Below are 25,647 nucleotides of genomic sequence, written 5' to 3'. Positions count from 1 at the left end.
GGCACCTCACCCGCCCGTACGCCTCGGCACCCGTGCCGTAGCCCGCGCAGACCCCGCCGTCCCGACCCGGGACCGGACCACGAAGGAGGCCGCCCATGGGCGCGGCGATCGGTCAGTCCCTCCCCGTCGCGGTGGGCGTGCTCATCAGCCCGCTGCCGATCGTCGCGGTCGTGCTCATGCTCGTGAGCGGCCGGGCGAAGGCGAACGCGTTCGCGTTCCTCGTCGGGTGGTTCGTCGCGGTCGGCGCGGTGACGCTGCTCGTCGCGACGCTCGCCGGGGCCGCCACGCCGGACGACGACGGCCCGCCGCTGTGGGCCGCGATCCTCAAGATCGTCCTGGGCGTCCTGCTGCTCCTCCTCGCGGTGAAGCAGTGGCGCGGACGTCCGCGCGCCGGGGTCGAGCCGCCGGCCCCTCGGTGGATGGCGGCGATCGACGCGTTCACGCCCGTGAAGGCCGCCGGCCTCGCGATCCTGCTGGGCGCGGTCAACCCCAAGAACCTGCTGCTCGTCGTCTCCGGCGGCGCAGCCATCGCGTCGGCCGCACCCGACGACACGAACGCGCAGGTCGTCGCCGCGGTCGTGTTCGCCCTCGTCGCGAGCGTCGGCGTCGCGACGCCGGTCTTCATCTACCTGTTCATGGGCTCCCGGGCCGCGTCGATGCTCGACGAGCTCAAGGCCTGGATGATCCACAACAACGCGGTCATCATGGCCGTCCTCCTGCTCGTCCTGGGCGCCAAGATGCTCGGCGACGGCATCGCGGCGCTCTGAGAGTCCCCGACCAGCACGCACCCGGTGCCTGGCGCCGGCTTCCCGAGGAGAGTGAGCATGGCCAAGCAGTTCCAGGGAAAGATCGAGCTCGACGTCCGCGACTCCGTGGCGGACTGGGACGCGTTCCTGCCGGACAAGGCGCCCGCGGGCGCCCCGAACGTGCTCGTGGTCCTGTACGACGACACGGGCATGGCGTCGTGGTCGCCGTACGGCGGCAGGATCAACATGCCGACCATGGACCGGCTCGCGCAGAACGGGCTGACGTACTCGCAGTGGCACACCACCGCGCTGTGCTCCCCGACCCGGTCGACGTTCCTCACCGGGCGCAACCACCACCTCAACGGCTTCGCGACGATCTCGGAGTCGTCAACGGGGTTCCCCGGGTACAACTCCCACATCCCCGACTCGAACGCGACCATGGCGACGGTCCTGCGCGACGCCGGGTGGGCGACCTTCTGGGTCGGGAAGAACCACAACGTGCCGATCGACGAGTGGACCGCCGGGGCCTCGAAGAAGCACTGGCCTCTCGCGCAGGGCTACGACCGCTTCTACGGCTTCATCGGCGGCGAGACCAACAACTGGTACCCGTCGCTCGCGGAGGACAACCACTACATCGACCAGCCCTACCTGCCCGAGGACGGCTACCACCTCTCGCGCGACCTGGCCGACCAGGCGCTGCGGATGATCCGGGACGTCAAGCAGACCGAGCCCGACAAGCCCTGGTACCTCTGGTTCTGCCCCGGTGCGAACCACGCGCCGCACCACGCGCCGCAGGAGTACATCGACCGGTACAAGGGGAAGTTCGACGACGGCTACGAGGCCTACCGTGAGTGGGTGCTCGCGCGCATGATCGAGCGCGGCATCCTCCCCGAGGGCACCGAGCTGCCCCCGCTCAACCCCATGCCCGACGGCACGTTCTCCGAGACGGACCGCGTGCGGCCATGGGACGAGCTGAGCGACGACGAGAAGCACATGTTCAGCCGCATGGCGGAGGTGTTCGCGGGCTTCAGCGAGTACACCGACGCGCAGGTCGGGCGGATCGTCGACTACCTCGAGGAGTCGGGACAGCTCGAGAACACGCTCATCATCTACTGCGCCGACAACGGCGCGTCCGGCGAGGGCAGCCCGAACGGGTCCGTCAACGAGGGCAAGATCTTCGGCGGCTACCCGGACGACGAGGCGGAGAACCTGCGGCTCGTGGACAAGCTCGGCAGCCCGGACACGTACAACCACTACCCGACGGGCTGGGCGGCCGCGTTCTCGACCCCGTACAAGATGTTCAAGCGCTACACCTACCAGGGTGGCGTCGCCGACCCGCTCGTCATCCACTGGCCCGCCGGCATCGCGGCTCGCGGCGAGGTCCGCCACCAGTACCACCACTCGACCGACATCGTGCCGACGATCCTCGAGGCCTGTGGCGTCACGTTCCCGGACACGTACAACGGCGTGGAGCAGACCCCGCTGTCCGGGGTGTCCATGGTGCCGTCGTTCGACGCCGCGCCCGACGCCCCGACGAACAAGGTGACCCAGTACTACGAGATGTTCGGGCAGCGTGGCCTCTGGCACCGTGGGTGGAAGGCGGTCACCGTGCACGGACCGGTGAGCGGCAAGGGCCACTTCGACGAGGACGTGTGGGAGCTGTACCACACCGAGGTCGACCGGTCCGAGGCGCACGACCTGGCCGCCGAGCACCCCGAGAAGCTCGAGGAGCTCAAGGCGCTGTGGATGGAGGAGGCGAAGAAGAACGCCGTCCTCCCGCTCAACGACCTCCAGATCATCGGCAACCCGAAGGACTTCGAGACGTTCGTCGGCATGGAGTTCCACCAGCCCGCGCCGCCGTCGGGGCGGTTCGTGTACTACCCGGGGACGAGCGAGGTGCCCGAGCGCTCCGCGGCGAACACGCACGGGGTCTCCTACAAGATCGCCGCCGAGGTCGAGCTCACGCCGGAGAGCCAGGGCGTGATCTTCGCCCACGGCTCGCGGTTCGGCGGCCACGCGCTCGTCGTGAAGGACGGGCAGGTGCACTACGTCTACAACTTCCTCGGCATCCCGCCCGAGGACCGGATCTCCGCGCCGGTCCCGACGAGCGGCCGGCACATCATCGGCGTCGAGTTCACCAAGGAGGGCATGGGCAAGTACCGCGAGGGCGAGGGCCCGCTGAAGCTCTTCATCGACGACCAGCAGGTCGGCGAGCAGCGGATCCGCACCGTCCTCGGGCACTTCTCGCTCTGCGGCGAAGGGCTGACGATCGGCCGCGACAGCGCGGACCCGGTCTCGTCGTTGTACGGGTACGGGTTCGACTTCACGGGCGGCGAGATCGCCCAGGTCGTGTTCGACGTCGCGGACGACGCGTACCTCGACCTCGAGGCGCACCTGGCCGCGGCGATGGCGCGCGACTGACCGTCGCGATGACCCGACCCCTGCCGTCCTGGGCCGACGGCCCCGCCCGCGACGCGATCCTCGCGTTCGTCGAGGCGGTGGCCGTCGGCCCGGACGCGCTGCGCCCGGAGGAGCGGGTCGCCGTCTTCGACAACGACGGCACGCTCTGGACGGAGAAGCCCATGCCCACGCAGCTCCACTTCATCGTGGAGCAGTGGAAGGCGGCGGCGGAGGCCGACCCGACGCTCGCCGACCGCCAGCCGTACCGCGCGGCCGTCAGCGGGGACCTGGCGTGGCTCGGTGCGGCCGTGGACAAGCACTACGCGGGGGACGACACCGACCTGAAGGTCATGGTCGGCGCGATCCTCGCGTCCACGGCGCACGAGAGCGTGGAGGACTACCACGCGGCCGTCGCGTCGTTCTACGCCCGCGCGAAGCACCTCACGCTCGGTCGCCCCTACGCCGACGCCGTCTACCAGCCGATGGTGGAGCTGCTGCGCCATCTCGAGGCGCACGGCTTCGCGTGCTACGTCGTGTCCGGGGGAGACCGCGACTTCATGCGGCCCATGACGCTCGACTACTACGGCATCCCGCCGGAGCGCGTCGTGGGGTCGGCGCTCGGTCTCGCGTACGACGCGGGCACGAACCAGGTGCGCTACGGCACCACGTTCGACTACCTCGACGACGGCCCCCTCAAGCCGGTCCGCATCTGGTCGCGCGTCGGCCGCCGCCCCGTCCTGGCCGCCGGGAACTCGAACGGCGACGTGGACATGCTCCGGTTCGTCCAGGGCAACCCGCGCAGCCTCAGCCTCCTCGTGCACCACGACGACGACACCGGTCGCGGTGACGTGCCGTACGACGCCGGCGCCGAGCAGGCGCTGTCCGCCGCGGCCGACCACGGCTTCACGGTCGTGAGCGTCCGGGACGACTGGACCCGCGTCTTCCCGACCGAGGACGCGTGAGCGACGGCGCCCCGGCGCGCGACCGGGCGAGCCAGGGGCCGACCCTGCTGCCCACGCTGCGCGGGTACCGGCGCGCGTGGGCGCGCCGCGACGCCGTCGCGGGGCTGTCGGCGGGAGCCGTCGTCGTGCCGCAGGCCATGGCGTACGCGACGATCGCCGGCCTGCCCGTGGAGTTCGGCCTGTACACGTGCATGGTCCCGACGGTCGTGTACGCGCTGCTCGGCGGGTCGCGCGCCCTGAGCATGAGCACGACGTCGACCATCGCCACCCTGTCCGCGTCCACGCTGCTCGCGGCCGGGGTCGCGGCGGGCAGCGACGACCCGGCGCGCGCGGTCTGCACGCTCGCCCTGCTCGTGGGGGCGCTCCTCGTCCTCGCGCGCGTGCTGCGCCTCGGTTCCCTCGTCGAGAACATCTCGCGGGCCGTCCTCGTCGGGATCAAGGCCGGCGTCGGGGCGACGGTGGCCGTCGGCCAGCTCCCGAAGCTGCTGGGCGTGCCCGCCGACCCCGACGCGACGGGGTTCTTCGGGGTCCTGACGTCCGCGCTCTCCCAGGTCGGCGACGCCAACTTGCCGACCGTCCTGCTCGCCCTCGGCAGCATCGCGGTGCTCGTCGTGCTCGGGCGGGTCGCGCCGCGGGTCCCCGCGCCGCTCGTCGTCGTCGCGGCGGGGATCCTGCTCGTCGCGGTCGCCGGGATCGACCGGTCCGGGGTCGCCGTCATCGACCCCGTGCCGTCGGGCCTGCCGCTGCCCGTCCTGCCGGACCTGTCGCTCGTGGGCGCGATGCTCCCCGGGGCGGCGGCCATCGCCGTCATGGCGTTCCTCGAGACCGTGTCCGTGGGCCGCGGCGTCCGTCGCCCGGACGAGCCCCAGATCGACCCCGACACGGAGCTCCTCGCGAACGGCCTCGCCGCCGTGGCCGGCGCGTTCTTCCGCGCGATGCCGCCCGCGGGCGGGTTCTCCCAGACCGCGGTGAGCCTGCGCGCCGGGGCGCGCACGCAGGCGTCGGGCCTCGTGACGGCGGCGCTCGCGGTGCTGGTCGCGCTCTTCCTCGCGCCCGTCCTCGACGACCTGCCGCAGGCGACGCTCGGCGCGATGGTCGTGGTCGCGACGGTGAGCCTCATCCAGGTGGGCGAGTTCGTCGAGCTGTGGCGAATCAACCGGGTCGAGCTCGCGTGCGCGGTGGTGACGGCCGCGATCGGACTCGTGGCGGGCCTGCTGCCCGCGGTGGGGGTCGGGGTCGTGATGACGCTGGTCCTGGTGCTCCGCGAGGCGGACCAGCCACGCGCCGTCGAGCTGGCGCGCTCGCCCGACGGCGGGTGGACGTACGCGGACCGGGCCGGGGCGGTGCGGGCGCCGGGCGCGCTGGTCCTGCACCTCGAGGGCGGCCTGTACACCGCGAACACGCGCGCCACGGTCGAGGCCGTCTTGGCCAGGGCGCGGTCCGAGGACCCGACCCCGCGCGTCGTGGCGCTGGAGATGGAGTCGCAGCGGCTCGTGACGTCCACCGTCCTCGACGGCCTCGCGGACCTGGACCGCCAGCTCGCGGGCGCGGGCGCGGCGCTGTACCTGGTCCGGGTCCCGGCCGCGGCGCGCGAGGGGGCGGGCGCGTCGGGCTGGTTCCGCGGGCTGGTGGACGACGGGCGCGTCGTCCCCAGCGTCGACGCCGCCCTGACCCACGCCGGGGTGCCGGTCCCCTGACCCGGGTCCCGCGAGTCGAGCGGACGATGTCGAGACCTACTATCTTGCGACGCAAGGTATCTGGTAGCGTGCAACGCATGGTACCGACGCCTGACATGGTCCTCACCCAGCTCCGCAAGGGCGTGGTGGAGTACTGCGTCCTGGCGTGCCTGCGCGAGGCGCCGGCGTACGGTCTCGAGCTCGTCGAACGGCTCGGGGCGCGGGGAGTGCTGCTGACGAGCGACGGCACGCTCTACCCGCTCCTGTCACGCATGCGCCAGCAGGGCTGGGTCACGACCGAGCTGGCCGCCTCGCCGCTGGGGCCACCACGGCGGTACTACGAGCTCACACCAGAGGGAAGTGCCGCGCTCGGGGTCTTCGCCGACACCTGGGCCCGCTTCTCCGCCGACGTCGACGCCACCCTGGAGGCACGATGACCCACCCGTTCCCCCCGCTGGTCGAGGCCTATCTCGCCGATCTCGACCGTGCGCTCGAAGGCGCCGATCCGCGTGAACGGTCCGAGACGCTGGCCGCCGTGCGCGAGCACACCCGCGAGGCGCTCGCCCTCCGCGGGAGCGACGACGACGCCGTGCGCCACCTGCTCGAGGAGCTCGGACCGGTCGACTCCATCGCGGCCGCGGCCGGCACGCCCGCACCGGCCCCGGCGTCGGGCCCGCCGCTCGCCGACACGCTGCTGGTCGCCCTGAGCGTCGTGAGCCTGGTGCTCTTCATCGTGCCGCTGTTCGCCGTCGGCACCGTCGTGTGGGCGGGCGCCCGGCTCCGCGCCGCCGCCGGCGACCGCTCGCGGCAGAAGACCGCGCTCGTGATCGGAGTCGTCGCGCTCGTCGCGTTCCTCGCGGTCCTCGTCTCCCACTACGTGGCGACGGCCTAGCACCCCGTGCGTGGGGGCGGCCGGGACCGCGCGGGACGGCCGTCCTCAGTCGATGCCCTCGGCGTGGCGCTCGTCGACCGTGCGCTCGGCCTCCAGGGCGGCCTCGCGGTTCTTGCGACGACGCCGCGCGGTGCCGCCCTCCCCGTCGCGGCCCTTCCCCTTGTGCGGGTGGTGGCCCTCGGCGTCGGGGTCGTGCAGCATGTGCGACTCGATGAGCTCGTGCCGCTGGAGGTAGGTGTTCGCGACCGCCTGGATCGTCGCGGCGATCGGCAGCGCGAGGAACGCGCCCAGCGCCCCGAACACCGCACCGAACGCGAGCACGACGACGAAGCTCACCGCCGGGTTCATCTCCAGCGCGCGGGCGGAGACCTTGGGGGAGAAGTAGAGGTTCTCGAGCTGCTGGTAGCCGATGATGAAGGCGAGCACGCCGAGCGCCTGCGGCAGGCCCTGGGACGTGAGCGCGACCGCGACGGGCAGGGCGCCGCCGATGTACGTGCCGATCGTGGGCACGAACTGCGAGACGACGCCCGTGAACACCGCGAGGGGGAGCGCGTACGGGGTCTGGAGGATCAGCAGGAACACGAACGTGAAGACGCTCGACAGCGCGGCGAGGACGATGCGCGAGTTGATGAAGTCGGAGACCTTGACCTGGGTGATCTCCCAGAGCCGCAGCACCTCCTCCTGGCGGTTGGGGGTGAGCCAGCGGCACACGGCCGCGCGGAACTTGGGCCCGGCCGCGAGCAGGTAGTAGGTGACGAGCATGATCGTCAGCGAGGCGAAGATCCCGCCGACGATCGTCGTGGTGACGACGAGCGCGCCGGAGGCGACGTCGTCGCCGAAGTCGTTGATGACCTGCTTGATGAGGTCGTCCGAGTCCGGGATGACCACGTCGAAGCGCTCCGCGACGAGGTCCTGGATGCTCGCGTACAGGTCCGGGAGCGACTGGACGAGCTGGACGAGCTGCTGGACGAACAGGTTCCCGAAGAGCGCGAGCACCACGAGGATCGTCAGGAGCGAGCCGATCAGGGCCACCGCGGCCGCCGCGCCGCGGCGCCAGCCGTGGCGGACCAGCCACACCACGATCGGCTCCAGGGCGAGCGCGACGAAGAACGCGATGAGGATGTTGACGCCCAGCGCCTTGAGCTGGCCCAGCGCGTACCACGCGAAGATCCCGACGAAGACGGCGACGACGGCCATCGCGAGCGCGCGCGGGACCCACCGCGGCGGGCGCCGGGAGTCGTGCTGGACGGGGCGCGTGCCGGCGTCGGGCACGCCCGACCACGGGTCCTCGGCGGGCGTCGGCGTCGTCATGTCCCGAACCTAGTGGCGGCGGTGGGGGCGGGCCCGGCGGGCGCGCCGTCGCTTCCGGATGCCGAACCTCCCGACCGGTGCCACGATCGACGCGCACGCTCGTCCGCTCGTCTCGCTCCGACCACGGTCGGCACCTCAGGAGGACTCGCATGGCACGCTCGTCGCAGGTGACGGCCTGGGTCGGTTGGGTCTGGTTCGCCGGGATCGTCCTCGTGACGATCGGTTTCTTCAACGCGATCAGCGGTCTGGTCGCCGTGTTCTCCCCGAACAGCCTCGTCGGCGTGACCGACGCCGGGATCGTCGTCCTCGACGTGTCCACGTGGGGCTGGATCCACCTCGTCATCGGGGTGCTGCTCGTCCTCACCGGCTTCGCCCTGCTCTCGGGCAGGGGCTGGGCGCGCATGGTCGCCATCGTCCTGGTGGTGCTCAACGCGATCGCCCAGTTCACGACGCTGCAGGTGACGCCGTGGTGGTCGCTGATCACGATCGTGCTCGACGTCTTCGTCCTGTGGGCGCTCGTCGTCCACGGCGACGAGGCCGAGCGCGCCGCGCGCTGAGCCGCCCCGCCCGGGGCCTCCGGGCCTCCCGCGTCCGCACCGTCGTCCTCGCCCACCGACAGACTCAGGAGTCCCGTCCATGGCAACGTTCACCTTCGGCCCCGTCGAGATCGTCGCGATCGCCTTCCCGTCGGACCGCATCCCCGCGGGGGTGCAGGCCTCCGTCCTCGAGGTGCTCGCGGAGGGCACCGTCACGCTCCTCGACCTCGCGGTCGTCCGGCGCTCCGAGGCCGGCGACGTCGAGGTCGTCGAGGTGACCGACCTCGGCGACGAGCTGGAGATCACCGACGTCGAGCTCACGGGCGCCGGCCTCGCCGGCGAGGAGGACCTCGACGCGGTCGCCGCCGGGCTCGCGCCGGGCACGTCGGCCCTCGTCCTCGTCGTCGAGCACACGTGGGCCCGCGGCGTGATCGCCGCGACCGGCGCGGCCGACGGCGTCGTGCTGCTCAGCGAGCGCATCCCGGCCGAGGTCGTCAACGAGGTCGCCGACCTCGCGCTCGTCGAGGACTGAGCCGCCCGCCCGGCGCCCGCTCCGTGGCGCCTCCGCCCACAGAACCAGGAGAACCACATGCCCATCCGTCGCTTCGGCCGCCCCGGGCTCATCGGGACCGCCGCTCGCACCGCCGTCATCGCCGGGACTGCCTCCGCGACCGCGGGCGCCGTCCAGCGCCACCAGGCGAACCGTGCCCAGCAGTCGTGGGAGGCCCAGCAGGCCGAGGCCGCGCAGGAGCAGGCACGCATCGAGGCCGCGGCCCAGCAGGCTGCGGCCCAGTACGCCCAGCCCGCGCCGGCCGCGCCCGCCGCGGCCCCGGCACAGGACGACCTGCTCGGCCAGCTCGAGCGGCTCGGTCAGCTCCACGCCTCCGGCGTGCTGAGCGACGCCGAGTTCGCCGCGGCCAAGGCCAAGCTGCTCGGCTGACGAGGAGAATCGCCATGGCCACGTTCACCGTCTGGAAGTTCGACTCTCCCGAGGGCGCGGACACCGCGTCCCGGATCCTGCACGACTCGGCCTCCGAGCACGCGATCCGCATCATCGACACCGCGGTCGTCGCGTGGCCGGAGGGCGCAGCCAAGCCGACGACGCGTCACGGTCACCAGGACGAGTGGCGCGGCACCGGCTGGGGCGCGTTCTGGGGCCTGCTGCTCGGCTCGCTCTTCTTCGCGCCCGTGCTGGGCGCGGCGGCCGGCGCCGCGATCGGCGCGTCGACCAAGGCGATGGCCGCCGTGGGGATCGACAAGGACCAGCTCGACCGCATCCGGGAGGGCGTCACGCCTGGGTCGTCCGCGCTGTTCGTCGTCACCGAGGACGGCGACCTCGACCGCGTGGGCGAGCGGTTCCACGGGGTCCACGGCAAGCTCGTCGCCACGAACCTCACGGACGCCGAGCGGAGCACCCTCCTCGAGACGTTCGACTGACGGACCGGCCCCGCGCGTGCTCAGTCGTCGAGGCGCGCGGGGAGGCCGAACAGCGGAAACCACGAGGCCGTGTCGAGGAACGCGTTGATGGCCGTCACCCGCCCGTCCTCGGTCTCGATCACCTGCAGCGCCCACGGCTCGTGCCCGCCGTCTGCGGCCCGACGGTACTGGCCGAACCCGAACGTGCCGTTCACCGCGACCGGCACCATGCGGGACCCCTCGCACTCGTGGCCGGGCCCGGTCATCCAGGTCACGATGTCCGCCGCGCCCTTCATCCACAGCGGGTACGGCGGCATGGACAGCGTCGCGTCCTCGTGGAGGATCGCGACGAGCGCGTCCATGTCGTAGCGCTCGAACGCGTCGAGGTAGCGCTCCAGCAGCAGCCGCTCCTCGTCGCCGAGCCCGGCGTTCGACGCGACCGGCGCGGGCGCGGGCTCGGCGTCCTCGCCGAGGCCCGAGCTGTCCCAGTGGGCCCGTGCCGCCAGCGTCGCCCGCGCCCGCTGCAGCGCGCTGTTTACCGACGCGACCGACGTGTCGAGCAGCTCCGCGACCTCGCTCGCCTGCCACCGCAGCACCTCGCGCAGCAGGAGCACGGCGCGCTGCTTGGGCGGCAGGAACTGCAGCGCGGCCACGAACGCGAGCCGGATGGTCTCACGGCCCACCGCGACCTGCGCCGGGTCGCCGTCGTGCGGCAGCACGCGATCGTCGGGCACCGGCTCGACCCACGTCTCCTCGGGGAGCACCTGGCCCAGGTTCTCGGCCTCCGGCGCCTGCGGGCCGCCGAGGCCCATGGGGCGCTCACGCCGCTTGCGCGCGCCCAGCGCGTCGAAGCACACGTTCGTCGCGATGCGGTAGAGCCAGGAGCGCAGCGACGAGCGGCCCTCGAACCGGTCGTAGGAGCGCCACGCGCGCAGGAACGTCTCCTGCACGGCGTCCTCCGCCTCGAACGAGGAGCCGAGCATGCGGTAGCAGTAGCCCGTGATCTCCCGGCGGTGGCCCGCGAGGACCGTGTCGAGGTCGTCGCGCTCGGGCAGGGGAGCGGGGCCGGGCGGGGTGGCTTCCGGGCGGACGCTCGTGGGGGTGGCGAGGTCGGTCATGGTGCTGCCTCTCAGGACTCGAGGTCTCGACGTTCGCGGGGGGTGCCTACGGTGGGTGCGCGCTGCCGCGACCGCCCGCGCGGGACCAGGGGAGTGGCCCACCTCACACACGCTACCTCTGCCCTCCGACACGGCACAGCCCGTGCCGACCCCGGGGTCGCTCCCCGGGCTCGCGTCGGGGCGGGGAGGAACCCCGGGCTCGACGACCGGGCTCAGTCGTCCAGGTCGAGCTCGAACCACACGGCCTTGCCCGGGACGCCGTCGATGGCGTCGACCCCCCAGCGCGATGCGCAGCGCTCGAGGAACTGCACGCCCCGGCCGCCCGTCTCGTCCGGGCGCGGGGACCGGAGCCGAGGCAGCGCCGGCGAGCCGTCCCGGACCGCGACGCGCAGGACACGGTGCCCGACCTCGAGCTCCGCCTCGACCGGGGCCGCGCCGTGCTGGACCGCGTTCGTCAGGATCTCGCTCGTGAGGAGCATCGCGATGCGGCGGACCGACGGGGAGACGTCACAGCTCTCGAGGACGTCGTCCACCCAGCGCCGGGCCGGTCCGATCGCCGACGACGCGTGCTCGACCTGCCGCGTCAGGACGGACGGCCGTCCCGGTCCGGGCGGTCGGGCGACGGCGTGCCGCACCCGCAGCGCGAGGACGGCGACGTCGTCGCGCTGGTCGGACACGAGCCGGCGCACGAGCGCGTCGGGCAGGGCGGACGTCGCGGTGGCCGTGAGCTCGGCGAGGACGGCCCGCACGGCGCCGAGGCGCTCGGCGTAGGACGCGCCGCGCCGCTCGACGAGACCGTCGGTGTACAGGAGCAGCGTGTCGCCGTGCGCGAGGTGTGCGCGGTGGTCGTGCCGCGTGGTGCCGGGGACGACGCCCAGCATGAGGTCCGGGGGCGCGTCGAGCGTCTCGACGGTGCCGTCGGCGCGCAGCACGAGCGGGGACGGGTGCCCGGCGTTCGACCACGTGAGGTCGAACCCGTGCGGGGTGCGGTCGAGCCGGACGACGGCGGCCGTGCCGCTCGAGTGCAGCGCGAGGCCGCGGTTGGCCCGGTCAAGGAGCCGCAGCAGGACCGCGGGGGGCTCGTCCTGGCACCACGCGAACGTGCGCAGCATGGAGCGCAGCTGGCCCATCTGCGCGGCCGCGCGCATGTCGTGGCCGGTGACGTCGCCGATCATGAGGACGCACGCGTCGTCGTCGAGCACCACCGCGTCGTACCAGTCGCCGCCGACCTGGTCGGTGCGGGTCGCGGACGCGTAGGTGGCGGCGAGCTCCGCGCTGCGGACCGACGGGAGCTCGGTGAGCATCGCCGCCTGGAGCGTCGTCGCGACGCGGTGCCGCTCCTCCAGGAGCCGGACGCGGTCGAGCGCGTGCGCGACGTACGACGCGACCGTCGTCTCCGTCTTCACCGCGTCCTCGTCGAACTCCCGGACCGCGTCCCACGCCAGCGCGACGACGCCGAGCAGCCGCTCCCCGGCGAGGACCGGGAGGAAGGAGCGCGCCTCGACGTCGTCGGACGTGATGAGGGCCGCCGCCTCGGGCAGCCGCGCCGTGTAGTGGGCGTGGTCGCGGAAGAACAGCGGCTCGCGCGTGCGGGCGGCGATCGCGGCGCCGCGCTCGTCGTCGATCCGCATCCGGCGGAACGACACGGGGACGCCCGGCTCCAGGTGGTCGAGCGTCGTGTACTCGAGGCGCGTTCCGCTCGCGTCGAGCATCGCGAGGCCCGCGTAGCGGGCGCCGATCGCGGCGCCGACCGCGGAGAGCCGCTCGGCGACGTCGCGCACGGACGTCGCGGCGGCGAACGACTCGGAGAGCTCCAGCAGGAGCCGGGACCGCCGGTTGGCCGCGAGCGCGACCCGCTGCATGCGCTTCGCCCGCGCCCGGGCGAGCCGCAGCCGCAGCTCGGACGTGCACGCGGACGCGAGGTCGGCGAGGGTCGCGAGGTCCTCGTCGGACCACGGCCTCGGGCGTCCGTCGAACGCGCACAGCGACCCGACGGCGCGCCCGTGCGGGTCGAAGATCGGGAAGCCGGCGTAGGACACGACGCCGATGTCGTCGACCGCGCGGAGCGAGGCGAGGTGCGGGACGACCCGGGCGTCCTCGACCACGAGCGGTCGTGCGTCGCTCGTGACGAACTGGCAGAACGTGTGGCTCAGGGGTGTGCGGCGCTCCGACTGGTACGGCTCGGGCAGGCCGAGCGCGCCGGGCAGCACCGCCTCGTCGTCGAGGACGAGCGTGACCAGCGCCGACGGCACCCCGAGCTGCCGCCGCACGAGACGCGCGAACCGGTCGAACGACTCGTCCGCCACCGGCTCGGCGAGCCCCGCCTGCGCGAGCTCGTGGATCGCCTGGGCGTCGGTCATGGTGCCAGTATCACCAGGACGAGGCCGGTCAAACAGTGCAAGCGGTGCCAGCCGGGCACGCGGACGGGGTGAAATCGGGAAGAAGGGAACCTCGGGCGGGGACGCTGCGTGTACCGCTCGTGAGACCACGACACGACGGCGGGCGCGGCCCGCGAGGGGTGAGGACGTGACCGCGACGGGTGCGGCCGGACCGGTCGGGGGGACCGGCAGGCTCCAGCTGCTGCTCGACGTCGCAGGTGACGACGATCGGGACGACGATCGGGACGATCATCGGGACGGCGAGCTGGACGGCGCGCCGGCGGTCGAGGTCGACCTCGTCGCCCGGCGCACGCGCGACGAGGAGTTCTCGGCGTTCATGCGGGACGCCCGCTACCCTCTGCACCGCATGGCGTACCTGCTCTGCGGGGACCGGCACCGGGCGGAGGAGCTCACGCAGCACGCGCTGGAGCGCACGTACCGCGCGTGGTCGCGGGCCCGCGAGCGCGACCCGCTCGCCTACGCCCGCCGCGTGCTGGCCAACCTGCGCGTCGACACGTGGCGCCGCACGCGGCGCGAGGTGCTCGCCGGGCCGGACGAGCTCGCGCGGGCGGAGGGCGTCGGCCGGCCCGGCCGCCCCGCTACCGGGGAGCCGACGGGCTCCGTCGACGATCGCGACGCCGTCGTGCGCGCGCTCCTGACGCTCCCGGTCAAGCAGCGCCGCGTCGTCGTCATGCGGCACCTGCTCGACCTCAGCGAGAGCGAGGTCGCCGCCGAGCTCGGCATGCCCGTCGGCACCGTGAAGTCCACGGCCTCCCGGGGCCTCGCCCGCCTGCGGGCGCTCCTCGGCGCACCCGACGGCACCGCTCCCGCCCCGACGACCACCACCCTGACCTCCCCGACCACCCCGACCTCCGGAAGGACACCCCGATGAGCCCCGTGACCGGACGCCCGGTGCCCACCCCGCCCGAGGACGACTTCCTCGCCCGGCTGCGCCGCACGGCCGACGACGCCGTCCCGCCCTCAGAGCTCGACCTCGACCTGGTTCTCCGGTCGAGCCGTCGCGGCGTGCAGCGGCGCCGGTCGCTCGCCGGCGTCGCGGGCGTCGTCGCGCTGGGGCTCGTCGGGACGGGCGTCGTGACGGCGGGCGGCCCGGACGGGCTCCGTGACCTCGCGCGCGAGGTCGTCTCCGGGTCGCCGGGGTACGAGGTCGTCACGGCGGAGCCCACGCTCGTCGACGTCGCGCCGGGCGTCGTCGCGGTGAAGGAGCCCGCGACGTACCGGCGCGACGACGGCACGTACGTCCTCGACCTCGGCCTCGGTGCGTGGCGCGACGGCGAGCGGTTCCTCGTCGAGTACCGTCCCGAGCCCGCGGGGAGCGAGCAGCCTCCGGGGCTGCGCGTCCTCGCCGGGGACGACGGCGACCTCGCGGTCCTGCGGCGCGGAGGCACGGCGGGAGCGGTCGTGCACGACGGCTTCCAGAACCTGGTCCTGCTCCAGCGCGAGGGCGGCGCCGAGGGTCTGGTGCTGAGCGTCGCGACCTCCGCCACGCCGCCCGGGTCGGACCCCTCGTGGGAGCGCGAGCGCATGGAGACCTGGATGCTCCTGGCCGGTGAGGGACCGGCCGCGACCGGCCCGACGTACCGTCTCCCCGACGCCTGGGCGGAAGGTCTCTTCCTCAACGTCGCGGCGCTCGGCCCGGAGGCAGGTCCGGCGACGGACGTCCGGGGGATCCTCACCGCGACGCGGTCCGAGAACAACCGGAGCCTCGGGGCGATGACGTGCGGCTCGCCGCTGACCGGTCCCGACCGGGACCCGAGCTGCCGAGCCTCGTACGACCCGACGACCCGGGAGGTCGTGCCGATCGAGACGTCGCCCGCGATCCCCCGGCTGCTCGTCGACCGTCTGCTCCCCGCCGCCCCCGCGCCCGGCGACACGTCCGACGCGGAGCTCAGGACGTGCCTCGACGTCCGCGGAGTCGAGACCGGCATGCTGCCGGACCGCTGGTACCTCGACCCCGGGGGCCTGGACGGGGACGCCTGGCGGCAGTGCCTGCTGGACGTGGCGCTCATCTCGTCGGCGCGCACGGCCCAGGCCCTCGGCTCCGCCACGCCCGAGTCGTGACGCCGGCGCGCACGGGCACGCCGAGGCGTCGTGACGGACGGGGTCCGTTCAGGTGCCGCCGCGGGACCTGAGGTCGCCGAGCGCGTGCTCGGCACCGTGCGCGTCGAGGTAGGTGCCGCCGCGGACCTCGGGGACGAGCGCGTCGTCGGGCCCCGCCGCGAAGCGGTGAACGAGCGGGTGGCCGGTGGGCACGTCGAGGTCCTGGACCTCCTCGGGCGTGAGGTCGTCCACGAGCACGGACAGGGCGCGCAGCGAGTTGCCGTGCCCGACGACGAGGACCGCCTCGCCCCGGGCGAGCGCCGCGCGCGTCTCCGCCCAGAAGGGACGCAGCCGTTCGACGACGTCCGCGAGCGACTCGGCGTCGGGGCGCAGGGCGGCGCGCGCGGCGTCGGGCAGGCGCAGCAGGGTGTCGTCGACGAGCGGACGTGCGGGGTCGTCCGCCGCGAGCGGCGGTGGTCGGTGCAGGTAGGAGCGGCGGTAGCGCCAGTAGGCGGCCTCGCCGTAGTCGCGCCGGACGACGTCGCGCGGCTTGTCCGTGAACGCGCCGTAGTGGCGCTCGACGAGGCGCCACTCGACCGCGAGCGTGGGCGGCCCGGGGAGCGCGTCGGCGACGATCGCGGCCGTCGTCGCGGCGCGCACGAGCGGGGACGTGACGACGCGGCGCGGCGCCAGGGCGGGCTCGCGCGCGACGGCGTCGGCGAGCAGCCGGGCCGCGCGCCCGGCCTCCGCGACCCCGACGTCCGAGAGCGGCACGTCGAGGAGGCCGGTGAAGCGGTCGCCCGCGTTGAACGTGCTCTGCCCGTGGCGCACGAGGACGAGGGTGCCGACCGACCCACCGTCCGGCGGTCCGGGTGACGCCCCCGGCGACGGGTCGGACGACGAGCCCATCGCGTCAGACCTCGAGCAGCCCGCGCTGGTGCGCGAGCGAGACGGCCTCGGCGCGACCGGACGCGCCGAGCTTGGCCAGGACGTTGGACACGTGGACGCTCACCGTCTTCGCCGAGATGAACAGGCGCTCGCCGATCTGCCGGTTGGTCAGGCCCTGCGCGACGAGCAGGAGGACCTCCTCCTCGCGCTCGGTGAGGACCGCCGTGGTGGACCGCCGGACGCCGGGCAGGTCGAGCCGGCCGCGGCGCCCGAGCGCGCGCACCGCCTCGGCGAGGGGGGCCGCGCCCATCGACTCGGCCTCCTCGAGAGCCTGCGCCGCCTCGATCTCGGCCGCGTTGCGGTCGCCCGCGCCGAGCAGCGCCTGGGCCCACCGGAAGCGCGAGCGTGCGACCTCGTACCGGTAGCCGTAGTCGAAGAGGCGCGTCGTCTCCTCCCACAGCGCCGGGTCGTCCTCGCCCGTGAGGCGCGAGTGCTCCGCCGCGGCGCGCGCGAGCCAGGCTCGTCCCTCGGGCCCGAGGCGACCGCCGCGCGGTCGGCCGCGCTCCGCCGTCGTGCGCGCCGCCTCCAGCAGCTCGTCGCCCCGCGCGACGAGCGCCGCGACCTGCCCGGTGCCCGACGCACCCTGGAGGCGCGCCGCGTCCGCGGCGTCGGCGAGCGCGGCGAGCGCGAGCGCCGAGATCCAGATGCGGCCCAGGAAGTAGTCGCTCCACGTGCGGCCCAGGTGGTCCACGAGCTCGACGGCGAGCGCGACCGCCTCCTCGTCCCGCCCCGCCCACGTCAGCGCGTCGATCGAGCAGCCGCCGGAGATGAGCGCGATCTGCCCGTCCCGGAACCAGTCCCGCCGCAGGGCCGTGCCGCGGGCGAGCGCGTCGTCGTCGCCGCGCGCCACCGCCGCGTAGAGCTGGACGCACGAGAGCTGCGGGGCGGACCCCTCGGGCATCGTCTCGCCCGTGGTCTCGGTGGGCGTGAGGTCGCCGAGCACGTAGCGCACGAGGTCGCGGAACAGGCGCAGCTCGACGCCGTACGCGCTCCAGCCGAGCCCGGTCGCGCGCGCCCGGTCGAGGCCGTCGGCCGTCACCTGCAGCGCCTCGTCGATGCGGCCCGCGTAGTAGCGGTTCGCCGCGATGTTGTACCAGCAGCGCAGCTCGGTGAGGATGTCGCCCGCCTCGACGGCGCGCTCCCGGGCCTGGGCGAGCAGCACCGCGGCGCGGTCGTCGTCCGCGACCTCGAGGATCGCCATCGTGGTGAGCACGTCCGCCTCGACGTCGGGCGCGTCGAGCCGGTGCGCGACGTCGAGGGCCTGCGCCGCGACCTCCGCGGCGAGCTCGTCGAGGTCGGCGTTCATCGCGGCGCGCGCCCGCATCGCGAGCGTCCACGCGCGGTCGAGCGACGGCGGCTCCTCCGGGAGCACGGCGAGCGCGGCCTCGGTGTGGGCGAGGGTCTCCTCGACCTCCTCCGTGCCGAGCAGGTACCGCGACAGGACGTGCCGCAGCGACGCCTGGCGCATCGGGTCGCCCGCGGTGCCCTCGACGACCTTGCGCGCGAGCGCGACCGCGCGGTCCGGCTCGCCGGCACGGCTCGCTGCCCCGGCCGCGGCGAGCGCGACGGTGACGCGGTCCTCGCCGAGGAGGTCCGCAGCGTCGGGCACCGCCTGCCAGAGCGCGAGCACCTGCTCGAGGTGCCGCAGCTCCTCCGCCGGCGCGAGCACGCGCGCGGCCTTGCGGGCGGCGGCGCGCGACGCCGTGAGCGCGGCCGGGAGGTCGTGCGCGGCGAGCGCGTGGTGCGCGCGCAGCGCGGGCGACCCGAGCCCCGGGTCGTCGTCGAGCGCCGCGAGGTAGGCGCGGTGCACGCCGACGCGCTCGCCCGGCAGCAGGTCGGACGCGACGGCCTCGGCGAGCAGCGCGTGACGGAACACGACCGTGTCGCGTGCGCCGTCCCCCTCGACCGCGAGCACGTGGTGGGCGATGGCCTCGCGCAGCGCGGCGTCGAACGAGCGCCCGGTGGCCGCCTCGCCGTCCGCGGCGTCGCGCGCGAGAGCGGCGCGCAGGAGCGGCTCGCTCACCTGGCGCCCGGACACCGACGCGACGCGCACGAGGTGCTGCCCGGCGGGGTCGAGCACCTCGAGGCGGGCGCGCAGGACGTCCGCGAGGGACCAGGGCAGCTCGTCGTCGAGGCCCGACTCGACGAGCTCCTCGGCGAAGTACGCGTTGCCCTCGGAGCGCGTCCGGACGGACTCGAACGCGTCGGGCAGCAGGGGAGCGCCCGCGAGCGCGGTGGTGAACTCGCGCAGCTCGCCCTCGGTGAAGGGGGAGAGCTGCACGTGCTCGACGCGCGGGTGGCGCAGGAGCTCCGCGAGGACGGGGCGCAGGGGGTGGCGACGGTGCAGGTCGTCCGCGCGGTAGCTCGCGACGACGAGGACGTGCTCCGCGCGCAGGCGCGCGACGACGAAGCGCAGGACGTCGCGGCTCGACGGGTCCGCCCAGTGCAGGTCCTCGACGACGAGCACGAGCGGCGCCTCGGCGGTCCCCGACGCGGCGAGCGCGGCCGCGATGCTCTCGAAGAGCTGGAGGCGCTCGCCCTGGCTCTGCTCGTCGTCCGCGGGCGTCCCGGCGTCGAGCAGGCGCGCGAGCGCGGGCCGCGCCGCGACGGTCTCGTCGACCGCGGGGTGCTGCGCGCGCAGCGTCGTCAGAGCTTCGGAGAAGGGCAGGTACGGAAGACCGACCTCGCCGAGGTCCACGCAGTGGCTCCAGACGACGGTCGCGCCGCTCCCGGCGGCGAGCTCCGCCGCACGCGTGAGGAGGCGCGTCTTGCCGACCCCGGCGTCGGCGCCCACGAGCACCACGCCGGGTTCGCCCCGGCGCGCGCGCTCGACCGCCGCGGAGAGCGCGTCGAGCTCGGCGGCGCGGGCCACGAAGGGCGCGCGCGAGGAGGGGCGTGGCACGGCTCCCATCCTCGCAGCGTGCACCGACACGTGACCACCGCTTACCTCGCCGGAGCCCGCGCCGGACACGACGACGCCGCCGACGAGAGAGTGCTCGTCGACGGCGTCGGGCGGCGCGGTCACCGCGCCGCGTGGTCGTGGCGCTGACGGCGCCCGCGCCACCAGTGCAGCAGCGAGGGCTCGTCGTGCCGGAACTCCTCGCGGAGCCGCTGCGTGCGGTACGCGAGATCCGCCTCGAAGGTCGGATCGAACTGTGCGCTCATGGTCGTCCCCGTCTCTGCAGGCACCCTGCCTGTCCGACGCTCACGTTCGTCCTGAGCACCGGGTCGTCGCATCGGACGACCGCGCAGCGTTCGGGGGAGGGTGCCTTAGGCGGTCCCCGCCCCCGACCCTGAGGCGCCTGAGGTGGGTCGTCGCGCCTAAGGCGCCCGGCCCGCACGGGCCGCCCCGCGCGGGCGCCACCAGGAGATGCGTGCCCACGGCGGCGCGCGAGCATGGGACGAGCGGCCGTCGGAGAAGGAGGTGGCGCGGTGGCACGGATCGACCGGATCGCGGAGCCGTGGGGGACGCGGACGCCGTACGGGCCGGGCGAGGAGTGGCCCGTCCGGGTCGACTCGCACCTCGCCGAGGGCGTCACCGAGGACGACGTCGAGCGGTGGGTCCCGTCGGCGTCGATCCTGCACTCGAACGGGGACGGGCTCGACGTCGCGGTCGCGGACGGCCGGATCGTCGGGGTGCGGGGCCGTGCCGAGGACCGCGTGAACCACGGGCGGCTCGGTCCCAAGGACCTGTACGGCTGGCAGGCGAACGCCTCGCCGGACCGGCTCACCCGACCGCTCGTCCGTGAGGACGGGCGGCTCGTCCCGACCTCGTGGGACGACGCGATGCGCCGGGTGGTCGACAGGGCCCGGGACCTGCTCGACGAGCAGGGCGCGAGCGCCCTGGGCTTCTACACCAGCGGCCAGCTCTTCCTCGAGGAGTACTACACGCTCGGCGTGGTCGCCCACGCCGGGATCGGGACCAACCACGTCGACGGCAACACCCGGCTGTGCACGGCGACGGCCGCCGCGGCGCTCAAGGAGTCGTTCGGGTGCGACGGGCAGCCCGGCTCGTACACCGACGTCGACCACGCGGACGTCGTCGCGCTCTTCGGCCACAACATGGCCGAGACGCAGTCCGTGCTGTGGACCCGGGTGCTCGACCGGCTCGCGGGGCCGAACCCGCCCGCCGTCGTGTGCGTCGACCCGCGCCCCACGCCGGTGGCGCGTGCCGCGACCGTGCACCTCGCGCCCCGGCCGGGGACGAACGTGGCGCTCATGAACGGGATCCTGCACGAGATCCTCGAGCGCGGCTGGGTCGACCACGACTACGTCGACCGGCACACCGTCGGGCTCGAGGAGCTGACCCGCGGGCTCGCCGACTACCCCGTCGACGTGGTGGCCCGGATCTGCGACGTCCGTGCGGACGACCTGCGCGAGGCCGCGCGGGTCCTCGGGACGGCGGAGCGGTTGCTGTCGACGGTGCTCCAGGGCTTCTACCAGTCCCACCAGGCGACGGCGGCGGCCGTGCAGGTCAACAACCTGCACCTGCTGCGCGGCATGCTCGGCCGGCCGGGCTGCGGCGTCCTGCAGATGAACGGCCAGCCGACGGCGGAGAACACGCGCGAGTGCGGCGCCGACGGGGACCTCGCGGGGTTCCGCAACTGGTCGAACCCGGCTCACGTGGAGGAGCTCGCGCGCGTCTGGAACGTCGACCCGATGCGGATCCCGCACTACTCGCCGCCGACCCACGCGATGCAGATGTTCCGGTACGCCGAGGAGGGCTCGCTCCGCCTGCTGTGGGTGCAGGCGACCAACCCCGCGGTGTCGTTGCCGGAGCTCGCCCGGATCCGGTCGGTCCTCACCCAGGACCGGCTCTTCCTCGTGGTGCAGGACCTCTTCCTCACCGAGACGGCGCAGCTCGCCGACGTCGTGCTGCCCGCGGCGACGTGGGCCGAGAAGACGGGCACGTTCACCAACGCGGACCGCACGGTGCACCTGTCCGAGAAGGCGGTCGAGCCGCCCGGCGAGGCGCGGGCGGACCTCGACGTGTTCCTCGACTTCGCGGAGCGCATGGACCTCCGGGACGAGGACGGCGGCCCGCTCGTCACGTGGCACGACGCCGAGTCCGCGTTCGAGGCGTGGAAGGAGTGCAGCCGGGGCCGCCCGTGCGACTACTCCGGGCTCACGTACGACCTGCTGCGAGGCGCGGGCGGCATCCAGTGGCCGTGCGACGCCGAGCACCCGGACGGGACCGAGCGCCTGTACGCGGACGGGCGGTTCTTCGCCCACCCCGACGTGTGCGAGAGCTACGGGCGCGACCTCGTCACCGGGGCGCCGTTCGACCGCACCGACTACGCGGCGGCCAACCCCGAGGGGCGCGCGCTCCTGCGGGCGGCCGAGTACGTCCCGCCGCACGACCTGCCGACCGAGGAGCACCCGCTCCAGCTCGTCACGGGCCGCACGCTCTACCACTTCCACACGCGCACCAAGACGGGGCGCGCGCCGCAGCTCCAGGAGGCCGCGCCGGAGGTGTGGGTCGAGGTCTCCGAGCACGACGCCGTCGTGCACGGGCTGGTCGAGGGCGACGTCGCGGAGGTGCGCACCCGGAGCGGGAGCGTCCGGGCGCGGGTGCGCGTCAGCGGCATCCGGCCGGGCGTCGTCTTCGTCCCGTTCCACTACGGCTACTGGGACACCCCCGGCGGCCACGAGCCGGAGGAGCACGGGCGCGCCGCGAACGAGCTGACCCCCACGGACTGGGACCCGGTGTCCAAGCAGCCGATCTTCAAGACGGCGACGGCCGCGCTGCGCAAGGTCGCCGACGGCGGCGGCACGGCCTCGCCCGCCCCCACGACGACCGCCTCGGCGCCCCTCGCCCCCGGCGTGCCGCCGACGCGCGGGGGGCGCGGCGCGACCGCGGACGAGACGGTCCCCGCGACCGGAGACAGGAGCGCACCATGAAGATCGGCCTCGTCCTGCGCGAGCTCCACCGCTCCGAGGCCGACCTCGCCAACGAGCTGCTCCAGGCCAGGGAACGGCACCGCGCGGACCACGAGCTGCACCACGTGGCGCAGGACCTCGCGGAGTGGTCGTCGCGCCACGTGCGCGAGATCGCGGAGGTGGCCGGCCCGTACGGCGAGGAGCTCGACCCGGAGGCCGGGCGCGACACGGGGCTGGCCCGCGCGGTCCGCGACCGCGCGAGCGAATTCCTGGGCCGGTCCTCGGCGCCGGGCCTGCTCCTGCTGCGCGACCTGCGGACGATCTACACCAAGGCCTCCGGCGTCACCGTGGACTGGGACATGCTCGGCCAGGCGGCGCAAGCCGTCCGGCACACCGACCTGCTCGACGTCGTCCAGCGGTGCTTCCCCGAGACCCGGCGCCAGGCGCGCTGGGCCGAGGCCAAGCTCAAGGAGTCCTCCACGCAGGTCCTCGTGAGCTGACCGTCGACGGCGCGCGCTCAGCCGGCGTCGAAGCGGTCGTCGGCGTCGCGCTCCGGGTCGTCGGCGGGCACCTCGCCCGGGATCGCCTCCGTGGCGGCCGCACCGGCGCGGTCGGTGCGCGCCCGGCCGGGTGCGTGCCCGTCCTCAGGAGGTGCCTCGGTCGAGCGCTCCTCCGCGCCGTGACGTGCGGTGCCCTCGTCGTTCTCGCTCATGTCTGCCCGTCCCTGGGTCGTCGGTCTCGTCCTGACGCTAGGGCGGGTCCGCGGGGCTCGCAGTCGGTGGCCGTGGCGCCGGGCCCGAAAACGGGTGGACGGTGCCGGCCGACGGGGGCTATCACCAGGGCATGACGATCCTCGCGACCTCCCCGTTCGACGTCCGACCGCTGGAGCCGGAGGACCGCGAGCCGGCCCTGGACGTGGTGTGGCGGGCGTTCGGTTGGGGGTACCGGCAGGACTCCGCCGACGACGTCTTCGCCGGCCGCTCCATCGAGGCCGACCGCACGCTCGTCGCCGTCGACGGCCCGGGTCGCGACGTCGTCGGGACCGCGAGCGCGTACTCGCTGCGGATGACGATGCCTGGCGGGGACCAGCTGCCCGTCGCCGGGGTGTGGATGGTGACCGTCGCGCCCACCCACCGCCGGCGCGGCGTCATGACGGCGATGATGCGCCGTCAGCTCGCCGACCTCGCGGCCGGGGGCGAGGCCGTGGCCGCGCTCTGGGCGACGGAGGCCGGCGTCTACGGGCGGTACGGCTACGGGATCGCGTCGTGGCGCCAGCCGATCGAGGTCGACCTCGCACGTGCCGCGTTCACGCCGCGCGCGCGGGACCTCGCAGCACGGTCGTCGGCCCGTCTGCACCTGATGTCCCTGGACGACGCCCTGCCGCACCTGACCGCGATCCACGACGACCTCCTGGGCTCGCGGCCCGGCACCCTCGCGCGCGACGCGGACCGCTGGCAGTTCCTCCTCGGCGGCGGCGACGGCCGTCCGCCGGCCGAGATCGTCGTCGCCCTCGGTCCCGAGGGCCCGAGCGGGTACGCGGCGTACCGGGTCCGCGAGGGGAAGCCCGGGCTGGTGCCGGCGGGCGTGGTCGCCGTCCAGGAGGTGAGCGCCACGGACCCGGCCACGCACGCCCGGCTCTGGCGCTACCTGCTCGACCTCGACCTCATGAGCACGCTGACGTGCGAGTCGCGGCCCGTGCCGGACCCGCTGGCCCACCTGCTCGCCGACCACCGACGGATGCACGCGCGCCTCGACGAGGCGCTGTGGGTCCGCGTCGTCGACGTTCAGCGGGCGCTCGCCGCGCGGGCCTTCTCCGCCCCCGTCGACCTCGTCCTCGACGTGACCGACGACGTGGTCCCCGCCAACGCCGGGCGGTGGCACGTCGTCGTCGGCGCCGCGGGCGGCACGGCCACGGTGCGCCGGACCGACGCGCGCGCCGACCTGTCGCTGGACGTCGGCGACCTCGGCGCGGCCCACCTGGGCGCCACCCCGCTGCACGTCCTCGCGCTGGCGGGACGCGTCGTCGAGCACACGCCCGGCGCGGTCGCCGCCGCGTCGGCGGCCTGGTCCTGGTCGCCCACGGCGCACGCCGCGGAGATCTTCTGAGCCCTCGCCGTCGACCCGGCGTGACCGGGGTCACTCCTCCCGTTGCCAACGACCCGGCCCCGGCGCAGACTGGACGAAGGACCGGACCCGCTGTGGGGGTGACCTCGTGACCGACACCTACGACATGCTGCCGATGCTGGGCCGTGGCAAGCACCGCAACCCGAAGAAGGGCGCGTGCTTCATGGAGCTCGCGTCCTACCTCGCGGGGGAGCGGTGGAGCGACCATCCACGGTGCACGCACCCGCTGCTCGCGATGCTCGCGCGCGCCGTGAACGACCTCACGGTCGACCCGGAGCGCCCCAAGCTCGCGCCGCTCATCCCGTCCGTCATCGGGCTGACGAGCGACGACCCGCACTGGGACGTGCGCATCGCGCTGCGGGCAGCGGTGACGGCGCTGCCGATCGCCCCGGCGGACCGGCAGCAGACGCTCGCCGTCGCGATCATCGGGGCGGAGAAGATGCTCGACGTCCTCGACGACCGCCCCGCGGGCACGCTCAGCGCCGAGTCCGCGGACGCGCTCGCGAGCTGCCCGCGCACGGCGCGCTGGGCGCAGCGGTTCTGCGAGGGCGCGCGGCTGCGGCCGAACCGGTTCGTGCGCGACGCCGCGCCGAGCATCATCTCCGCGGCGGTGCAGGGCATCGCCGAGGCGTGCGTGCCGGACCCGGACGAGCGCCTGCGCGCGCTGCTCGCCGCGACGATCGACGACTGCCGGGCCTGGGACGACGCCGAGCCCGCACCGGCGCTCGACCCCGAGTCGTGGGCACCCGTCGTGCGGCCCTCCGCCGTCGGGACCCGGTGAGCCGCCGGTGAGCGTCACGGGGGACGGGCTGGAGGAGAGCCTGGGCGCGCAGCTCCGGGCCGCCGTCGACCCGACGGTCCCGCCCAGCGGGACGGGCTGCGCGGAGTGCGACGCGGACGGCGGGTGGTGGGTCCACCTGCGCCGCTGCGCGACGTGCGGACACGTGGGGTGCTGCGACACGTCGCCGGCCCAGCACGCGACGGCGCACTTCCAGCAGACCGGTCACCGCCTCATGCGCTCCTTCGAGCCGGGGGAGGACTGGTACTGGGACTACGAGACGGAGCAGGTCCTCGAGGGCCCGCACCTCGCCGCGCCGCTCTCGCGCCCGCCGGAGCAGGGCTCGCCCGCCCCGGCCGACCGCGTGCCCTCCGACTGGACGTCCCTCATCCACCGCTGACCACCGCACCCGTCGCCGAAC

At 74.5% G+C, this 25,647-nt stretch carries 24 protein-coding genes; 17 read left to right on the top strand and 7 right to left on the bottom strand.

The annotated features are described in order from the left end of the window. The first annotated feature begins 95 nt into the window (after positions 1-95). From ABWU78_RS18615 to ABWU78_RS18590, 6 genes are all read left to right on the top strand, one after another. A complete protein-coding gene (locus ABWU78_RS18615; protein WP_253051836.1) occupies positions 96-767 on the top strand; it encodes a GAP family protein in 672 nt (223 codons plus the stop codon). A gap of 57 nt (positions 768-824) precedes the next feature. Continuing rightward, positions 825-3,167, top strand: coding sequence for an arylsulfatase (locus ABWU78_RS18610; RefSeq protein WP_439159163.1), 2,343 nt, complete (start codon positions 825-827; stop codon positions 3,165-3,167). An 8-nt stretch (positions 3,168-3,175) separates the two neighbouring features. Then, complete coding sequence (locus ABWU78_RS18605; protein WP_439159162.1) at positions 3,176-4,108, top strand: HAD family hydrolase; 933 nt, start codon at positions 3,176-3,178, stop codon at positions 4,106-4,108. Continuing rightward, complete coding sequence (locus tag ABWU78_RS18600) at positions 4,105-5,805, top strand: SulP family inorganic anion transporter (RefSeq protein WP_439159161.1); 1,701 nt, start codon at positions 4,105-4,107, stop codon at positions 5,803-5,805. Before ABWU78_RS18605 ends, ABWU78_RS18600 begins: the two co-directional genes overlap by 4 nt. A gap of 77 nt (positions 5,806-5,882) precedes the next feature. After that, positions 5,883-6,221, top strand: a complete 339-nt coding sequence (locus ABWU78_RS18595) for a PadR family transcriptional regulator (RefSeq protein WP_353707109.1) — start codon at positions 5,883-5,885, stop codon at positions 6,219-6,221. After that, a complete protein-coding gene (locus ABWU78_RS18590; RefSeq protein WP_439159160.1) occupies positions 6,218-6,676 on the top strand; it encodes an HAAS signaling domain-containing protein in 459 nt (152 codons plus the stop codon). Before ABWU78_RS18595 ends, ABWU78_RS18590 begins: the two co-directional genes overlap by 4 nt. A gap of 45 nt (positions 6,677-6,721) precedes the next feature. Here ABWU78_RS18590 and ABWU78_RS18585 read toward each other — a convergent pair whose 3' ends face one another. After that, positions 6,722-7,987: an AI-2E family transporter gene (locus ABWU78_RS18585; RefSeq protein ID WP_439159159.1), complete on the bottom strand. Its 1,266-nt coding sequence runs from the start codon at positions 7,985-7,987 to the stop codon at positions 6,722-6,724. A gap of 149 nt (positions 7,988-8,136) precedes the next feature. Between ABWU78_RS18585 and ABWU78_RS18580 the strand changes: the two genes are divergently transcribed. From ABWU78_RS18580 to ABWU78_RS18565, 4 genes are all read left to right on the top strand, one after another. Continuing rightward, entirely contained in the window at positions 8,137-8,544 is a 408-nt protein-coding gene (locus ABWU78_RS18580; RefSeq protein WP_353707112.1) for a DUF7144 family membrane protein, read from the top strand. Between the two features lie 79 nt (positions 8,545-8,623). After that, on the top strand, positions 8,624-9,055 hold the full coding sequence (locus ABWU78_RS18575) for a DUF6325 family protein (RefSeq protein ID WP_439159158.1): 432 nt from the start codon (positions 8,624-8,626) through the stop codon (positions 9,053-9,055). Between the two features lie 57 nt (positions 9,056-9,112). Then, on the top strand, positions 9,113-9,463 hold the full coding sequence (locus ABWU78_RS18570) for an SHOCT domain-containing protein (RefSeq protein ID WP_115941646.1): 351 nt from the start codon (positions 9,113-9,115) through the stop codon (positions 9,461-9,463). A 14-nt stretch (positions 9,464-9,477) separates the two neighbouring features. Then, the gene (locus tag ABWU78_RS18565) at positions 9,478-9,960 is read left to right on the top strand and encodes a DUF1269 domain-containing protein (protein ID WP_439159157.1); all 483 of its coding nucleotides are present in this window, start codon (positions 9,478-9,480) and stop codon (positions 9,958-9,960) included. Positions 9,961-9,980: 20 nt separating this feature from the next. On the opposite strand, the gene ABWU78_RS18560 is transcribed toward ABWU78_RS18565, so the two are convergent. Both ABWU78_RS18560 and ABWU78_RS18555 read right to left on the bottom strand, forming a co-directional pair. After that, positions 9,981-11,057, bottom strand: coding sequence for a sigma-70 family RNA polymerase sigma factor (locus ABWU78_RS18560; protein ID WP_439159156.1), 1,077 nt, complete (start codon positions 11,055-11,057; stop codon positions 9,981-9,983). Positions 11,058-11,269: 212 nt separating this feature from the next. Further along, on the bottom strand, positions 11,270-13,417 hold the full coding sequence (locus tag ABWU78_RS18555) for a SpoIIE family protein phosphatase (RefSeq protein ID WP_353707116.1): 2,148 nt from the start codon (positions 13,415-13,417) through the stop codon (positions 11,270-11,272). Between the two features lie 166 nt (positions 13,418-13,583). On the opposite strand from ABWU78_RS18555, the gene ABWU78_RS18550 reads away from it, so the two are divergent. Together ABWU78_RS18550 and ABWU78_RS18545 are read left to right on the top strand one after the other, a co-directional pair. After that, on the top strand, positions 13,584-14,327 hold the full coding sequence (locus ABWU78_RS18550; RefSeq protein WP_439159155.1) for a SigE family RNA polymerase sigma factor: 744 nt from the start codon (positions 13,584-13,586) through the stop codon (positions 14,325-14,327). Further along, positions 14,324-15,517 carry a hypothetical protein gene (locus ABWU78_RS18545; RefSeq protein WP_439159154.1) on the top strand — a complete coding sequence of 398 codons (1,194 nt, stop codon included), beginning with the start codon at positions 14,324-14,326 and terminating at the stop codon, positions 15,515-15,517. Before ABWU78_RS18550 ends, ABWU78_RS18545 begins: the two co-directional genes overlap by 4 nt. Positions 15,518-15,565: 48 nt before the next feature. On the opposite strand, the gene ABWU78_RS18540 is transcribed toward ABWU78_RS18545, so the two are convergent. From ABWU78_RS18540 to ABWU78_RS18530, 3 genes are all read right to left on the bottom strand, one after another. After that, entirely contained in the window at positions 15,566-16,327 is a 762-nt protein-coding gene (locus ABWU78_RS18540) for a 2,3-bisphosphoglycerate-dependent phosphoglycerate mutase (RefSeq protein WP_439159153.1), read from the bottom strand. 82 nt (positions 16,328-16,409) lie between these two features. Then, positions 16,410-19,346 carry a helix-turn-helix transcriptional regulator gene (locus ABWU78_RS18535; RefSeq protein WP_353707120.1) on the bottom strand — a complete coding sequence of 979 codons (2,937 nt, stop codon included), beginning with the start codon at positions 19,344-19,346 and terminating at the stop codon, positions 16,410-16,412. Between the two features lie 119 nt (positions 19,347-19,465). After that, positions 19,466-19,609 carry a hypothetical protein gene (locus ABWU78_RS18530; RefSeq protein WP_253051864.1) on the bottom strand — a complete coding sequence of 48 codons (144 nt, stop codon included), beginning with the start codon at positions 19,607-19,609 and terminating at the stop codon, positions 19,466-19,468. A gap of 267 nt (positions 19,610-19,876) precedes the next feature. Here ABWU78_RS18530 and ABWU78_RS18525 point away from each other — a divergent pair, with 267 nt between their 5' ends. Both ABWU78_RS18525 and ABWU78_RS18520 read left to right on the top strand, forming a co-directional pair. After that, entirely contained in the window at positions 19,877-22,345 is a 2,469-nt protein-coding gene (locus ABWU78_RS18525) for a molybdopterin oxidoreductase family protein (protein ID WP_439159152.1), read from the top strand. Further along, positions 22,342-22,824, top strand: a complete 483-nt coding sequence (locus ABWU78_RS18520) for a hypothetical protein (protein ID WP_439159151.1) — start codon at positions 22,342-22,344, stop codon at positions 22,822-22,824. The genes ABWU78_RS18525 and ABWU78_RS18520 overlap by 4 nt, the downstream gene beginning before the upstream one ends. Before the next feature lie 17 nt (positions 22,825-22,841). On the opposite strand, the gene ABWU78_RS18515 is transcribed toward ABWU78_RS18520, so the two are convergent. Next, positions 22,842-23,036, bottom strand: coding sequence for a hypothetical protein (locus tag ABWU78_RS18515; protein WP_253051870.1), 195 nt, complete (start codon positions 23,034-23,036; stop codon positions 22,842-22,844). A 131-nt stretch (positions 23,037-23,167) separates the two neighbouring features. On the opposite strand from ABWU78_RS18515, the gene ABWU78_RS18510 reads away from it, so the two are divergent. The 3 genes from ABWU78_RS18510 to ABWU78_RS18500 all read left to right on the top strand — a co-directional run bounded on the left by ABWU78_RS18510 (position 23,168) and on the right by ABWU78_RS18500 (position 25,626). After that, positions 23,168-24,430, top strand: coding sequence for a GNAT family N-acetyltransferase (locus ABWU78_RS18510; protein ID WP_439159150.1), 1,263 nt, complete (start codon positions 23,168-23,170; stop codon positions 24,428-24,430). 106 nt (positions 24,431-24,536) lie between these two features. Next, positions 24,537-25,229, top strand: coding sequence for a hypothetical protein (locus tag ABWU78_RS18505; RefSeq protein ID WP_253051874.1), 693 nt, complete (start codon positions 24,537-24,539; stop codon positions 25,227-25,229). Positions 25,230-25,236: 7 nt separating this feature from the next. Then, positions 25,237-25,626: a UBP-type zinc finger domain-containing protein gene (locus ABWU78_RS18500; protein WP_439159149.1), complete on the top strand. Its 390-nt coding sequence runs from the start codon at positions 25,237-25,239 to the stop codon at positions 25,624-25,626. The last annotated feature ends 21 nt before the right edge of the window (positions 25,627-25,647 follow it).

Origin of the sequence: Cellulosimicrobium sp. CpK407 (assembly GCF_051844275.1) — a bacterium.
GTDB lineage: Bacteria > Actinomycetota > Actinomycetes > Actinomycetales > Cellulomonadaceae > Cellulosimicrobium > Cellulosimicrobium cellulans_G.
The sequence above is the reverse complement of the archived record's forward strand: the minus strand, read 5'-3'. Positions and strand labels throughout refer to the sequence as shown.